Annotated in this window: 10 protein-coding genes and 2 pseudogenes; 2 read left to right on the top strand and 10 right to left on the bottom strand. The window is 38.6% G+C overall.

Going from position 1 to position 15,155, the window contains the following annotated elements; all coding sequences use genetic code 11:
• From JMX63_RS14755 to JMX63_RS13615, 5 genes and pseudogenes are all read right to left on the bottom strand, one after another.
• Positions 1 to 70 (bottom strand): annotated as a pseudogene (locus JMX63_RS14755) (transposase); the annotation flags it as partial.
• 364 nt (positions 71 to 434) lie between these two features.
• Complete coding sequence (locus tag JMX63_RS13600) at positions 435 to 1,376, bottom strand: TIR domain-containing protein (RefSeq protein WP_227673343.1); 942 nt, start codon at positions 1,374 to 1,376, stop codon at positions 435 to 437.
• On the bottom strand, positions 1,363 to 2,121 hold the full coding sequence (locus JMX63_RS13605; RefSeq protein WP_201572969.1) for an E2 domain-containing protein: 759 nt from the start codon (positions 2,119 to 2,121) through the stop codon (positions 1,363 to 1,365). The genes JMX63_RS13600 and JMX63_RS13605 overlap by 14 nt, the downstream gene beginning before the upstream one ends.
• A complete protein-coding gene (locus tag JMX63_RS13610; RefSeq protein ID WP_201572971.1) occupies positions 2,105 to 3,670 on the bottom strand; it encodes a transcriptional regulator in 1,566 nt (521 codons plus the stop codon). Before JMX63_RS13610 ends, JMX63_RS13605 begins: the two co-directional genes overlap by 17 nt.
• A gap of 323 nt (positions 3,671 to 3,993) precedes the next feature.
• Positions 3,994 to 5,277 (bottom strand): hypothetical protein, encoded by a 1,284-nt coding sequence (locus tag JMX63_RS13615; protein WP_201572973.1) that lies wholly within the window; start codon positions 5,275 to 5,277, stop codon positions 3,994 to 3,996.
• A gap of 84 nt (positions 5,278 to 5,361) precedes the next feature.
• On the opposite strand from JMX63_RS13615, the gene JMX63_RS13620 reads away from it, so the two are divergent.
• Positions 5,362 to 5,571 carry a helix-turn-helix domain-containing protein gene (locus tag JMX63_RS13620; RefSeq protein ID WP_201572975.1) on the top strand — a complete coding sequence of 70 codons (210 nt, stop codon included), beginning with the start codon at positions 5,362 to 5,364 and terminating at the stop codon, positions 5,569 to 5,571.
• Positions 5,572 to 5,816: 245 nt separating this feature from the next.
• Here JMX63_RS13620 and dcm read toward each other — a convergent pair whose 3' ends face one another.
• The 5 genes from dcm to JMX63_RS13645 all read right to left on the bottom strand — a co-directional run bounded on the left by dcm (position 5,817) and on the right by JMX63_RS13645 (position 15,087).
• A complete protein-coding gene (dcm, locus tag JMX63_RS14520; protein ID WP_227673344.1) occupies positions 5,817 to 7,511 on the bottom strand; it encodes a DNA (cytosine-5-)-methyltransferase in 1,695 nt (564 codons plus the stop codon).
• Between the two features lie 271 nt (positions 7,512 to 7,782).
• A complete protein-coding gene (locus JMX63_RS13630) occupies positions 7,783 to 10,884 on the bottom strand; it encodes an HsdR family type I site-specific deoxyribonuclease (protein ID WP_201572977.1) in 3,102 nt (1,033 codons plus the stop codon).
• A complete protein-coding gene (locus JMX63_RS13635; RefSeq protein WP_201572979.1) occupies positions 10,877 to 12,064 on the bottom strand; it encodes a restriction endonuclease subunit S in 1,188 nt (395 codons plus the stop codon). Before JMX63_RS13635 ends, JMX63_RS13630 begins: the two co-directional genes overlap by 8 nt.
• Complete coding sequence (locus JMX63_RS13640; RefSeq protein ID WP_201572981.1) at positions 12,061 to 13,605, bottom strand: type I restriction-modification system subunit M; 1,545 nt, start codon at positions 13,603 to 13,605, stop codon at positions 12,061 to 12,063. The genes JMX63_RS13635 and JMX63_RS13640 overlap by 4 nt, the downstream gene beginning before the upstream one ends.
• A 96-nt stretch (positions 13,606 to 13,701) precedes the next feature.
• On the bottom strand, positions 13,702 to 15,087 hold the full coding sequence (locus JMX63_RS13645; RefSeq protein ID WP_201572983.1) for a Tn7-like element transposition protein TnsE: 1,386 nt from the start codon (positions 15,085 to 15,087) through the stop codon (positions 13,702 to 13,704).
• Here JMX63_RS13645 and JMX63_RS14760 point away from each other — a divergent pair.
• Positions 15,087 to 15,155 (top strand): annotated as a pseudogene (locus JMX63_RS14760) (transposase); the annotation flags it as partial. The gene JMX63_RS13645 and the pseudogene JMX63_RS14760 sit on opposite strands and share 1 nt — an antisense overlap.

The raw sequence follows: 15,155 nt of genomic DNA on the forward strand, positions 1-15,155 counted from the left end.
TGTCATCGAAGCTTTTCATGCTGCTGGCCATTTGCTCAGCCAGTTTCTTGATGTCAGATTGGTTAGTCATTGCTTATTCTCCTGTTAGTGGATTATAAGCAGTTACACAAAGTTTGGGAAACTCTCAGACAATTATTACTACTTTTTTCTAAACTGCTAGTAGATCGTTTTAAAATTATAAAAAACCCCTGCTACTGAGTTTACAATAGCAGGGGTAAATATTTGTCTTTTCAGATGTCAGCAAGTAATAAAGTATCATACTGGTAGTATTGTAAAGTATTGATTTTACTACTCGTCAATTAACACTAAAAATAATAAAGTATCATACTGAAAGGTGATAATACAATAGCTTAGTGCTTTTACGAGTAACAAAGTATCATACTGGATTTTACTAAAACAACTTTCTCAGTCTGTATTAAGGAAACTATCACAAACTACCTGATTCCATGTTTAGCAATAAGCTTTCTTAGCTTAGTTACTAGGACGCCCGTATCGATTTTACCGTTGCTAACCTTGTATTCTAAAGGTGTTATTCCTTTTAAATCACTTGCCAAATTAGGTTTATTATTTCTAGGTAAAGCCATTAAAGTACGCTGTCTACCTAAATGACCCATGAACAAACCTAGCTCAAATATTACATTATCTCTTGGGATTCTAGACTCTTCCTCTCTTGACGTAACCGTATCGTCGCTACTCATAATAGCTAATCCAAAATCAGAAGTTTTAACAGCCTTTTCCAAGGACTCTAATGTGTAAGATCCTCCTTCAAATACATCTTGGTCACACCAAATATCAACAGCTATATCATCGTGATCTAACTCTACCTTTATGTCTCTGGCTACATCCAACGCTTCAACAGTGCTTATAATAAATAACTTAGGAATCTTATTACTTTCTTCTATCAATATGTTCCTTTGTTCCAGCCTGTTAGCTAGGTCAATCGAAATGATTTTATAAACATCAGGATATTTTTCCATTAACTCATTAAAAAAACTAGCATTAACTTTAACAGTAATAACCTCACCAGAGGCAATTAAAGTTGCAGATCTTGGTTTTGATGGATTTATTGCTGACATTTCACCAATGTTATTACCGGGTCCACGAGAATAGGGTAGCTTAGCACCATTGATCATCATACTTACTTCACCTGCTAGTATGAAATAAATATCTTGATCATAATCACCTTGAGTAATAATGGCCTCACCGGAACTGAAACCTACAACATTCCCATTACTGGCAATTTCTTCAGCGATTTCACGATTACCGCCAACTAACTTTTGACCTAACAGCTCATTAATTACAGCTGATGGGTTTTCTTCGAATCTTGATATTAAAGACATAATTGTTCTCCAAATAGTTATATTATTTAATTCCACATTCATTCATTGTCAAACAACAATCTACGGATTCACAAGCTTTCCAAAATTTTCTCTCTTCTAATACTCTTCTTTTTTCATTAAAGGGTATTTGATACAAAATATTAGCGCATTGATACTCACAATTACCTATCGTTTTATGTCTACGCTTTCCGCTACCGTCTTTCACACAAATACAAGAAGCCCTCTTATTGAGTATCTTATCCTCAATACCTGTAGCTATAAGCTTTGACCCATAATATAAACGATAATGTGATTGGCATGGATAGGATTTAGAAGTACTAACTTCAATAAGTTTAATTTCTTTGAAATCAATACTTAAGTTATTGGCATGCAACTTAAGTAAGCCTTCTTCTACAAGCTCCTGATATTTCGCCGCTTCCCCATGACTCCATTCATTAATGCTTTTTGGCCATTTTCTATGCTTATTAACATACTCTTGAGCTCTCAAATACTTTTTAACGCAATCAATCCAATTAAGTATTTCTAAGCTATCCACTTCTAAACCTAAACAAAAATAACCACCGAAGTTTATATGCCTGTTAGGACAGAAATTTGGCAAACAACCGCCGCTCTCTTTGATCAACAATCCAGAATCAGATTGAGTGGCTGTTAGCTCAAAAGCCTTTCTTTTACCGCTAGTCATCGTTACATTCAATGCAAAACATACATTGGATGCACTGTCTTTTTTAAAGGCTATACCAGCAGCATTGAGGTACTGCTCAAGATCATTTAAGCTGGGCATGAGGCTTAAACGCAGGTCGTGATGGTATTAACTCTTCATCCGATGGAGTCGGTGCAGAAGAAGAGATATCGTCGTACATTGAACCTTCATTTTTAGCGATATCTTCTTCTATCGCTTCATTATCAACTTCTTCAATACGCTCAAAGGTTATGTCTGTAGCTGATCTATCAGAAAATAAATCTTCATATTTAGAGCCTTCTAAGACTCCAAATGCCGTTTCACCAATGCGCGTCTCTGTTTCGTGTTTGCACTGCATTTGTTCTTTTTCGGAGGCTATCGTAGATATCCCTAATGAAAAACGCGTACTATTATCTACGCCCTCTTGACCAACTCTAAGATTAGACACATCACCAAGCTCATAACCAATCGCTAAACCCAAATCGTCGGTTTGAATACCAAATCTATCATTAAGCTTTTCTAGTGATAGGTTAAAGCTGCTTCTAATACCGCCTGATGCCTCAGTACTAACTTCTACTGTTTTTAGTCTATCTGTATATTTATTACTACCTTCGCAGATAATGGCATGCATACAGTCGCCAATAAAACGAACCCGCTTACCTTTAAAATCAGTATTTATGCAATCATCCATCTCTGATCTGATTACGTGCAAACAGCGGACAATGTTCTTTTTACCTTGCTCTGAATCCATATTGACGTTTACGTAGTTTGTAAATCCATCAATATCTGCATACAAAGAAACTAGCTCTTGTCTTTTAGCAGTCTTATAGTAATGCTTGGTAAAGTCAAAGTCTTGTAAAGGTGATGTCGCTCGTGAGAACTGAAAATCCTTTAATAGTTTAGGCTTAGGCGCGTTCTCATTAACACTCTCAAGTGACAAACCATTCGGTAGCGTTGTGCGCCCAACTGATAGTTTGATCTCATCAGAAGTTAACGCTGATGTCTTGGTCTTGTCAGCATCTACCTTGGACAGTTCAAGAACATCCCTTGCATTGGCAGTGAGGTAAATCCCTTCTTTGTCACCTGCAGCATGTTTTGCAGCATGATTGGCAGGGTTTCCTAAAAACAAAGGCTCTTTATTTTTGGCTCGGCCATTATTGACAGCTAAAGCGATACCAGAGTCGATACCCACTCTGATCGTTGCTGCTTCGATGTAATTATCGTTACTATCTTTTTGCTGCTGAGCGACAGCATCAATAATTAAATCACTAAGGGCAACGGCTCTATCTAAGCGCTTTTTCTCACTATCATAAGGCTTTGTGACGACGGCATGTAGGCGCTGATTGTGGAAGTCTACAAATAGAGAATCAGATTCATCCAAGATGTATCTGATTGTTCTAAAATGTGAATCAAAGAATCTAATAGCTCTTTTGTGCGAAGTCTCATTCTCATTACCATCTTTAATTAGTAAGTCTTCAAGATTTAGAATATCAACGTAGATATGAGCGGCATCCATTTCATAGGCTTTGTTAACCGGTATATTACCCAAACTCATATCACGAGTATAAGGCACTATTTCAACATCTTTTACTGAGTCACACAGTTTATCTATATGACTTTCTGCTCTATCCACATCCCAACTATAGTGCATTTTATATCCTTATTTTAAGTAATTAGTTTTGACATATATGATTGCTATTTTTATAAAAATATATGTCTGTTAATAACGGAGACGTAGCTATGTATTCAGATATCAGTTACTTTTAGTAGGGTTTTTCTCGCTATTAGTATCCATAATCATATCAGTATTATTGTACTGTTAAGAGGTTAATACATCAGTTTGAATGAATAACTAAATAATATACGACAGCTATTGTCGCATCACTTTCTAATTATTATTAAAAAAGCCAAATACACTTAGTATTTGGCTTTAGTATGAGGAACTTGTACTAGATTTGGTTTTTTGGTTTTACACTATTTCAAATCATTGATTGTAATTGAGTAGCAAGTACTTTGCGTGCTTCCTAGGGTGGCATAACCCGCTTGTCCAATAGCCTGCTGCGGTTTGTAAGGATTAAACAGCTCATCAAGAGTATGGTGAAAACCACCATCATCTACTCCAAATACATAATCAAAAAATATTTTGGCCATTGTAGATTGAGGGTGGCTAGCATCGCGATAAGACTTGCTAGTGTGCCAAGTACCGCTAGATATCTTACCGAAAACCCGTTCGATATTACCTGAGATAGAGTTTGATGCATGCTTTCTAGTAATATTTGGTTTTTGCACGTATGCAGCAGCACTTTCAACTGCTTTATAAATTATATAGTGCATAACAGATACAGAACATTCAGCTAAACATGCTCTGAGAATGCTAATTAGCTTGTCGCCAATAGGCGGTGCTAGATCGTTCAGTCTTGACCTAGTGATTAGGTAGCTTAAACACTCTTCTAGCTGTACCTTTTCACACCAGCTCTTAAATTGACTATCCGCTACTAGAGCACTGGTATTTTTTCTAGATTTAGCGTTTATCAAGATTTTAGTAAGATTCTCAATACTATAAGCAAATTCAAAAATCGCTTGATAGAAATCTATCTCTAGTTCTTTTTCTTCGTTGATGGTTACGTATTCGTAGCTATTTTCAGGAGCTAGTATGAGCAGATTTCGGTTAAAGAGATGGTGTAATATCTCTTCATCTAATTTAGAGAACGGTGATAAAGGTAATGACAAATTGTCACGTAGAGAGACTGTATTCCTTAAATGATCTGCTCCTATACTCTCTACAGTCGCTGCGAGTAGAAGCTTATCCACATCGCTAAGCTCATTAATTGAAGGAATGCTGCTTAATTGAATGTTTCTGCATTGATTAATATATTCTAGAGCGGCCTGTCTCTTTTCTTCTGCTAAGCGGTCTTGTTCAATACGATACTCTAAATACTCTTGATCCATTCTTTTTTCAAGCGCCTCCCTGCAATCATCACACCGCCATCTAATAGTATCCAATCGAGTTAGCTGTGAACGAGTATAGCAAATCTTAGTTTTACCACAGTCTATGCATTGACAGTCCAGTACGATAAGATGAGCATTTATTTTAACGATACTAGGTATATCCTGATGCTTAACATCAAACTCTTGACCTATCTCTTTACAGGTATATATAAAACCACTTCGTTTATCGCCTTCTCTTAACCAGTACCTCTCACAGATCAGCTTATTAGTTTCTGTTATATCTAGCTGATACTCTAGTTTAGTTTTCACGCCCACCTCTCAATACCGACTATATCCCGTGGATATTGTAGCTTACCACTGTGAGTATTGCTATCTTTAGCAGTGGTTAATGAGATGACAACAGATGAGCGTATGATTGCTTTTGGAAAGCGTGTCCGTGAGATGCGAAAAAGCAAAGGAATATCCCAAGAAAGATTGGCGGAGATGGCAGGTATTGATCGTAGCTATATGGGAAATATCGAACGTGGTGAGAAGAATATTACTCTGAAGAAAGCGTATGAGATATGCGATGCGTTGGATATTGGAATACAAGATTTAGTCTGAGATTCAAACTAGATTTCGTGAAATTATATATTTTTGGGGATTGATTAGATTATACCTAGGATTAGGTATATAGCTGTTTAGTCGTCTGTTTCAAATATGTTTTGATCAACATAGGCGAGCCTTTCATAGTCTGTTTTAAGTGGTCTATTAATTGGTTTTTTGAAACTTCTTTGATGTTTCCCCTAGGGTATACCCTATTTTATAAGTCCTACAAACATTATAGGTAATAATCCAATATAGTTTCTTTACTCATTATTTAACATTCTCACGATTGATTTTCCTATTGCTAATGCTAAGTTTATCGGAAATGCGTTACTAATCTGCTTATAAACTTGCCTATCAGGACCTTTGAAAATCCAATCGTCAGGGAACGTTTGGATTCTAGCATATTCACGGGTCGTTAATGGTCTGTCTTCACTTGGGTGGCAACGTTCTAGCATTCTATGGGTAGGGCTGCAAGTCAGGTTTAAGCTTGGTTCATCCCAAGATAGTCTTCTTGCTATTCCTGTCTTACTACCTGTTAGATAAAAGCTTCTTTCCATGTACTCTTCTTGCAGATCGATAGGTAGGTCTCGCCAATGCCCTCCTTCTGGAACAAATGACATTATTTCTGCTTTTCGTCTCGAATATTTTTGCCCCGATGATTCTGGAACGTCACTATCGTAAAGCTCACCAGCTTTGAGAGCATCCTTTACGGTTAACTCTCGATAATAATATGGTGGTTTTTTAAAGGTGAGTTTATCGTACAGATCGGATCGAACTGCTATGGTTATAAACCGTTTACGCTTTTGAGGAACTTTGTAAAATAGGGCTTCGTAAGTTTCGCTTTCGATAATTGTGTAGCCAAGATTTTCTAACATTTTGTTAATAGTGTTTAGCACCTTACCACTATCGATTTTTGTTAAGCCAATAGGGCTTTCTGCTAAAAATACTTTAGGCTGAATTTCTTTAATGGCTCTTTTCATCTCAAAAAGAGTAGTTCCTTGAAGGATCTCAAATTTCGAGAGATTGCAAGAAAGGGAAAACGGCGGTATACGTAATTCGCCAGTCAATAAATCGACTTTGGCCTTTAAATGGGTAAAATCTACATTTTTAATATCATCTTCGATTACATTCCAATCTGAACGATTAGTGCGAAGGGTATGATAAGCATATTTATCTGTTTCATTTAGCAAAATTGGTTTAAAGCCTGCTTGTTCCAGACCAAGTGCTAAACCGCCAGCGCCTGCAAATAGTTCTACAAGCGTATAATCACGACTTGGTTTAATGGCCATTTCTTCATTCCAGCATCTCTTAAAGCTGTCAGAAAATTGCACAAAATATTCAGTCTGTACTTTTGAATACGGTTTTTCATGTATATATTCTCTACTTTTATCTATAACCAATATTTTTTCATTAACTGGTTTTTTTTGAGGAGATGTAATGAGGTTTTTGTTATTTGGTAAATATTGTGTAATATGTTCAATTATGGCGTTTGTTCTCGAATCAAGATGTTCGAAAATTTGTCCATTCGCTTTATTTATAGACTTGTTTAGAAAATTTCTAGACACTCCTATTGAAGCATCAATTACATCGTAACTACTTGGTAAACTTTTTCCAAATTCATGTAAGGCTTTTTCTTCAGCTTTTCTTTTCCAGTCATGTAGAATTTCTACTGAATATGTATCAATATCTCTATCAATTTTATTCGAGCAGTTACTACATAACCAAATACCATTATGTAGAGACCTTCTTTCTTCTTTACTCATATTAACGTTATAGCGAGGTCCATTTTTCGCAGCAGCCTGAATATGTGCAGCTACTCCAATATTATTTACTTTGTCTTTACCTGCAGGTCCCTGAGTAACTATTCTACAGTCTAGGTTAGAACATCTACCTGATACTCTATCTTTTAGCTTTGTTTTTACAGATTGAGAGAAGTCGTCTCTTTCTTTTGACATATAAGCTTCCAATATAAATAGTTGTTAGTATTTATAGCGTTCCAATATTAAAAGTAAGACTATATAAATACTAATTTTTTAATGAAAATATCATCTCAATTTCAATGAAAACTTACACTAATTTATATCTATCAAACTTATATTTATCTTGAAAATAACATCTTATACAGACTTATCATGCACAGTGAGCTATTTTGAAGAAACTATATACCTAAGCTTGGTAAATTAAACATCGTAATATAAGTTTACTAAGTTTATGCAAGTACCTTAATCATACCTTCCCACCGACCCCTTTAAACTTCTCAACAAAGGCTACAATTTTCTGCAAAACACTTTGCTTCTTAGTTAAATATTGGGGGTTGAGTGGGCTCAACTTAGGTAAGATAGCATTCAGCTCTGTACCGTTCTCACTAGCGTATTCACGCTTTAGAGAAGCGGTAATATACCGCTTAGCGGCATCTTCATTCAGATTCTCATCAGCAATCATATCTTTGACTTCACGTTGCTGCTCTATCTGAGCATAGCTAAAGAATGCATCAATGATACTGGATTTGTCAGGAATGTTATCTAAGTTGGTTTGATTGATGAAATCAACCACTAGGCTCTCTTTAGCTCGGTTGCCAAGACTTGCGCGAATCAAACGTCGTACTTCTTCCACCAAGGCAGACTTATCTTTGGTATTTTTATTATGCTCAAAAATTAGCTCAAGGATATAATCTAGATTGATCTCCTGTGATTTGAGCAAGTCTATTTCAAAGACTACCTCATCCCAATCAATCGAAGACTCATCTTGCTGGTCACCCGCTTTTTCACGACGTAGCCAATCGCGTATATCGTTATAGGTTGAGCGATAATCTTGAACGGTACGTTCAGCAGGCACTGTAATGGCTTGCATAGCGGCTATCTCATCATCGTTTAGGTAATGCTCATCCTTAAACGTCTCAACTGCCTCAGCGTCACTCACATCTAAGTCTTGCAGGGCTTTTAGGCTTGCAAACTCATCATAGTTTTGTAGAATGTTCTCAACGCGTAAATACTCACCAAATAACTTAGCGAAGTCTTTCTTATCAGACTCTTTGACAATCTCATCAGGGTTAGGGAAGCGCTGTTGTAGCTCTTTGACCACCTCCAAATAACCACGTCGTGCTTTGCCTGTGGCGATATCGGTAAAACCTTCTAAATATTCTTTATAGCTCTTCTCTAGCACCACGTTTTTAGTGTTTCTATCACCAAACAAGGTGATGGCGTCAATGGTCGCTTTTTCTAAGTCTCGAAAGGTCACAATATTGCCAAACGTCTTGGTGGCATCGTAGATACGGTTGGTACGTGAGAACGCTTGCATTAAGCCATGATAGCGCAGGTTCTTATCCACGAATAAGGTGTTCAAGGTAGGGGCATCAAAACCCGTCAAGAACATACCAACAACAACCAGTAAGTCCACTTCTTGACTAATGACGCGCCCTGCAAGGTCGCGGTAGTAATTTTGAAAGGATTTGCTGTCTACACCATAATTTGTTTTAAACATCGCGTTATAGTCGCCAATAGCACTGCTTAAAAACTCTTTGGCACTGCTGTTCATGGCAGTGGGTTCAAAGCCTTCATCAGGAATGTCCCCCAATGCATCTTGCTCTTCATTGGCGGCAAAAGAGAAGATAGTGGCGATTTTTAACGGCTTGTCGCTATCCTTTTGCAACTTATTCAAGGTTTCATAATAGGCTTTAGCAGCGTCTACACTACTGACAGCAAACATAGCGTTAAAGCCTTTACCACCAGACTTTAGACGATGGGTTTTCTGTCTAAAGTTCTTTAACACGTACTGCGATATCTCATTGATACGATCAGGATGCAGTAGCAGCTGTTTGTTCTCGGCTGCGGTAAGCTTCGTTTCATCTTGCTCGCTTTCAATGCCGCTAAACTGTGGGCGTACGTCGTTGTAATCGACTTTAAACTTCAATACCTTTTCATCACGAATGGCATCAGTGATGACGTAGGAATGCAGCTCATGACCAAACACTCCAGCGGTAGTCTCGGCCCCTAAAGCGTTTTCTGGAAAGATTGGCGTACCCGTAAAGCCAAACTGATAGAACTTTTTAAACTTCTTCTTTAGGTTTTTTTGCGCTTCACCGAACTGGCTACGGTGTGCCTCATCAAAAATAAACACCACCTGCTTACCGTAGATAGCTAAGTCGCCTTCACCTTTGATTAAGTTATTGAGCTTTTGAATGGTGGTGACGACGATTTTATTATCGTCTTTCTCAAGGTTACCTTTTAGACCTGCGGTACTGTCTGAGCCGTTGACGCTATCAGGGGAAAAGCGTTGATACTCTTTCATGGTTTGGTAATCAAGATCCTTACGGTCTACCACAAAGAATACTTTATCAATGAAGGGCAGCTCAGTGGCCAAGCGTGCGGCTTTAAAGCTGGTTAAGGTCTTGCCTGAGCCTGTGGTATGCCAGATAAAGCCGCCACTCTCAAGGCTGCTCCACTTTTTGGCTTGGTAGGCGCTGTTTATCTTCCACAAAATACGCTCAGTGGCCGCTATCTGATAGGGACGCATGACCAATGAGGTATCGCTCACGTCAAAGACGGTGTAATGCATCAGTACGTTTAATAGGGTATGTTTCTGGAAGAAGGTGGCTGTAAAATCTTTTAGGTCTTTGATTAAGGTGTTGTCTGATCTTGCCCAGTTCATGGTGAAGTCAAAGCTGTTTCTGTTGCGCTTGGTGGTATTGGCAAAGTAGCGTGTGTCTGTACCGTTTGAGATCACAAATAGCTGTATGTATTTATATAGGGAGTTATCAGAGTTAAAGCTCTCTTTGCTATAACGATGCACTTGGTTAAAGGCTTCACGAATGGCAACGCCACGTTTTTTCAGCTCAATTTGCACCAGTGGCAGCCCATTGACCAACACCGTGACATCATAACGGTTCGCCTGCGTACCTGTTTGGGCAAACTGTTTGATCACCTGTACTTTATTGCGTGGAATATTTTTCTTATCAAGTAGCGCGATATTTTGCAGGCGTCCGTCGTCAAACGTAAAATCATGAATATGATCATCATGGATCTTACGGGCTTTATCCGTGCTGTTATCACTAGGATTATCAAGATACTCCATCACAAAACGCTGCCACTCGTCATCGGTGAACTGCACCTCATTTAAGAGTTGCAGCTGCACACGCACGTTAGCCAACATGGTTGCGGGTGAGTTTAAACCAGCAACAAACTCATAGCCTTGGTTTTGTAAATCCTTGAGCAATTCACGCTCTAAATCGTCTTCGGTTTGATAGCCTCCATCAGGCTGATCGCACTTGGTATATTTATTGAGGACGATAAAATTATTCGATTCAGCAATCGTTTTGGTCTGTTCAGTCATTGTCTGCTACCTCAGTCTTAGGAAAGCTCAGTAATAGCTCACGATAATACTCATACTGCTGCTGACGCAAGGCAATCTCACGCGGTAAGCCTTCGGTAAGTGAGGTGGTTAAAGTGTCGAATTTGTCTAGGATGGTGACGATGCGTTCTTGTTCGGCAAGGGGTGGGAAAGGAAATGGCAGACGTTCGAAAGTTGCAAGATTTATATTACTCTGAGCACTACCAGTACTTTGCGCCTGAAGTTCTGATTTAAATGAAGTTAAAAGATATTCGACGTAACTAGTAGTTGTTTTTTCTGGATCTGCAACAAAACCTATAATACTGTCTGGGAAACATGAATCAAAGCCAAGTATAGTTGTTTCTGCGATATTGGCCGCTATGGTTATGCAAAGCGTTCCCTTAGGCCATAATTTACTCTGTTCCAATCCAAACTTACTATAAGTTTGTGTGTACTCATTAATAACATGAGATGCATTTCTAACGTCCCCTGTTTGAATGAGTGGTACATCTCCTCCATATAGTTTTGGATCATTTCTAGGGCGATGTCTTGATTTTCCGCGACCAAGTTCAAGCGCAACTTCTTTTAACGTTTTCCATTCAACTTCACCATCATTAAACGTTAATAATTGTTTACGATAGTAGGCATATTGCTGCTGACGTGCTACAAGCTCTGCGGTAAGCTCTGCGGTAAGCTCTGCGGTAAGCTCTGTAAATGCGTCTAAAATTCGGACGATTTCAGCTTGGACGCTGAGAGGTGGGATAGGGATAAGGAATTTTTCGAGCATTGGCTTTCTGATTGATATCGAGGTAGCTCCAACACTCTTCCCTAGAATATATTTCTTAAAACTATCAGTCATTAGATAGTATAAAAACTTCGTATTTAGCTCATCTTGGGTTACATGAATTCTATATGCTCTCTGATGCAGTGCATACTTGCCCTCAATATAATGAAAAATATCACCAATTGCACCTTCTCCAGGCACAACTATTGCTATCTCATCAAACTGAAATACATTTGACTTTAAGATGTTTTTTGAACGAACATAAAAAGGGTATTTCCCATTTTCGTTTTCATCCTGACGGTTTGAACGTCCTGTTCCTATGTCAGCAACCTCACACAGCACTTTCCACTCAACCTCAACCCCATCAAACAGCTTCTTCATATAGCTCAAATTACTCATGCCTCAATCTCCGCAACGATGATATCGATATCAGCACGTAGCTGACTAATCTTAGCAACGGTGGTTTTCAGCTCAGCATTGAGGGTGGTAATATTAATCACTTCACGCGTGTCTTCTGCTTCTACATAGGCGCTAACCGATAGATTGTAGTCATTAGTCGCAATCGCGCTATTATCGACACTCACGGCTAAGTAATCGCTGTCCGATTTGCTATCAAACAGCGCCATCAGCTGCGCGATATGTTCATCGGTCAGTACGTTGGTATTGGTCTCTGACTTAAATAACTGACTGGCATCAATAAATTGTGTCTTACTATCCGTTTTGTGCTTGGATAGCACTAAGATATTGACCGAAATCGTTGTACCAAAGAATAGGTTGGGCGCTAGCGAAAACACGGATTCTACATAGTTGTTATCTACTAAATATTGACGGATTTTTTGCTCAGCACCACCACGATAAAAGATACCAGGGAAGCAGACGATTGCTGCACGTCCTTTACTAGATAAGTAGTTCAACGCATGAAGCACAAATGCAAAGTCTGCTTTAGATTTGGGCGCAAGTACACCAGCGGGCGCAAAGCGCTCATCGTTGATTAGTGTAGGGTCGTCGCTGCCAATCCATTTCACTGAATAAGGTGGGTTGGAGACAATGGCATCAAAGGGTTTGTCATCACCAAAATGCGGATTTAACAGGGTATTACCTAGCACGATATTGAACTTGTCGTAGTTGATGTTATGCAAAAACATATTCATACGCGCAAGGTTATACGTAGTGTGGTTGATTTCCTGACCAAAAAATCCTTCTTCAATGATATGGTTATCAAAGTGCTTTTTGGCTTGCAGTAATAGCGACCCTGATCCTGCGGCTGGGTCATAAATCTTATTAACCGTTTCCTGCTTGTGCATGGCAATTTGCGCAATCAGCTTAGAAACGCTTTGTGGGGTAAAGAACTCGCCCCCTGATTTACCAGCATTGGCTGCATAGTTAGAGATGAGATACTCGTAAGCATCACCAAACAAATCAATTTGGTTATCAGCGAACTGCTCCAGCTTGAGACCTGCCACGCCTTTAAGTACGGCTGCTAAACGTGTATTCTTATCCGCAACCGTATTACCCAGTCGGTTGCTAGTAGTATCAAAATCAGCAAACAAGCCTTTGATATCAGGCTCAGATGGGTAACCATTGGCTGAACCCTCAATCGCTTTAAATATAGCGGCTAAATCAGTATTAAGGTTCTCATTTCTGTGAGCGCCTTTAGCGATCGTGGCAAACAGTTGGCTTGGGTAAATAAAATAGCCCTTAGTTTTAATCGCATCGTCTTTAATGTCATCAGTAATCACATTGTCAGGAAGCGCGGCATAATTAACGCTATCATCACCTGCTTCAATATAACTGGAAAAGTTCTCACTGATAAAACGGTAGAACAAAGTACCCAATACGTACTGTTTGAAGTCCCAGCCATCGACTGATCCCCGAACGTCGTTTGCAATTTGCCAAATTTGGCGGTGTAACTCTGCGCGTTGTTGAGTGCTTGTTGTCATAAAAAGACCTGTAAAATTAATGTTTATAAAATATCGAAATATGTGATAAACACCCTAACCGTAGAATGCTTATTCAGGTTTGGGCGTTACTCTTTTCTAAGAGAATGAGAGCAATTTTTTTTGCAGTCCACTTAACCATTTTTGTAGCATCCTTTCATCGCATTCTTTTTCATAAAAGCCAGTAGGATGATTAAGCGTTTCGTAGTCATCTAATAACGGTGCCGCATCTGTCCAAGAGATTGATCCTTTGACTACACTCATCATAAACTCTGACATTTTATGTTCAAGTTGGGTGTAGTTATTTACTTTAACGATTAGCGTCGATAAGCGTTTATCAATATCTGCAGTATATACCTCAAAAATAGAAAATCTTTGGCTAGCGTACTGAAACCTAGCCTCCATCATGATACGTGGTCGACCATCCTTAGTTTTGTGCCTGCTACAGTGCTTTACCTTAGGAAGCCCGTGATACTGTAAGGCTAAACCATCGTTAGAATACTTAGCTCTAAAGCTCTCTAGAAGGTGGGTAATTGCTTCAAAGTCCTTCGCGTTATTAACGGTTTGATCAGAGGCGTCTTGAATATTCTGAAAATCGCCTTTAGAAACGTCGCCAAATACAGTAGCCTCGTCAGTAGCTACGATAGCTGTCTTAGGTTCGCCATCAATATTTGGCTCGTCTCCTAGTTTGGGACCTTTGCTTGACCTAATTTTTTTATAATCGATACTTGTTTTAATAGGGTCTTGGAACTGTAAAGTGACCTGCGGTGTATCTAAGGTTTGCTTGGATTTATCAATGTCAGCCTCACTGGTATCATCAATAATATGAGAGTTGTTTTTATTTTGAGGTTTAATTCTTACTTCGTTAGCCAATGGATTGATAGACTGTCTATTATCTACAAAATGCTCTCCTACGAAATCAATATTTAGGCCGATATTAGAGATCAGATTGCCAATAGATAAGATTTCATCAACTCGATAAACGCCATTCTGATTCTTATAAAAACGGGCTTTAATCTTAATGTTTTTGAGTGGTGGTGGTGTAAAGTTAAAAACCCAGTTTTTGTAGTCACCATTAGGTCTGGTTTCTTTCATTAAATGCCAGTGGATACTATCATAGCTTTGGCGCATCTCATTATTTAGTAGTAACCAAGCTAAATGACTTCTCAGCACATCATCTTTAAAATCTTTTTGGGTAAGTGAACAGTGCGATTCTACTTCAATGACATAACGTTTATCAGTAAAACGGATATTAAAATCAGCATTTAAAACTCGTTCTTGAAGTGCAGATGTTGCTAAATATGCATTATAAAAAAACAGAACTCTGGCTAATTCAAATTTTGGGATATGGCATACTGCTGAAACATTACGAGCACCTACTGTTCTTAACGTAATTGGGGCAGGGGATTCAAAATATTTAGCATGGAAGAGAGTTTCCCAAACTTTGTGTAACTGCTTATAATCCACTAACAGGAGAATAAGCAATGACTAACCAATCTGACATCAAGAAACTGGCTGAGCAAATGGCCAGCAGCATGAAAAGCTTCGATGAC

This window comes from Psychrobacter nivimaris, from assembly GCF_904846365.1.
Lineage (GTDB): Bacteria > Pseudomonadota > Gammaproteobacteria > Pseudomonadales > Moraxellaceae > Psychrobacter > Psychrobacter nivimaris_B.

Excerpts from the sequence above, each read along its gene's own strand:
- JMX63_RS13605 (WP_201572969.1), bottom strand. The coding sequence starts at position 2,121 with ATGCCCAGCTTAAATGATCTTGAGCAGTACCTCAATGCTGCTGGTATA.
- JMX63_RS13610 (WP_201572971.1), bottom strand. The coding sequence starts at position 3,670 with ATGCACTATAGTTGGGATGTGGATAGAGCAGAAAGTCATATAGATAAA.
- JMX63_RS13620 (WP_201572975.1), top strand. The coding sequence starts at position 5,362 with ATGACAACAGATGAGCGTATGATTGCTTTTGGAAAGCGTGTCCGTGAG.
- dcm (WP_227673344.1), bottom strand. The coding sequence starts at position 7,511 with ATGTCAAAAGAAAGAGACGACTTCTCTCAATCTGTAAAAACAAAGCTA.
- JMX63_RS13630 (WP_201572977.1), bottom strand. The coding sequence starts at position 10,884 with ATGACTGAACAGACCAAAACGATTGCTGAATCGAATAATTTTATCGTC.
- JMX63_RS13635 (WP_201572979.1), bottom strand. The coding sequence starts at position 12,064 with ATGAGTAATTTGAGCTATATGAAGAAGCTGTTTGATGGGGTTGAGGTT.
- JMX63_RS13640 (WP_201572981.1), bottom strand. The coding sequence starts at position 13,605 with ATGACAACAAGCACTCAACAACGCGCAGAGTTACACCGCCAAATTTGG.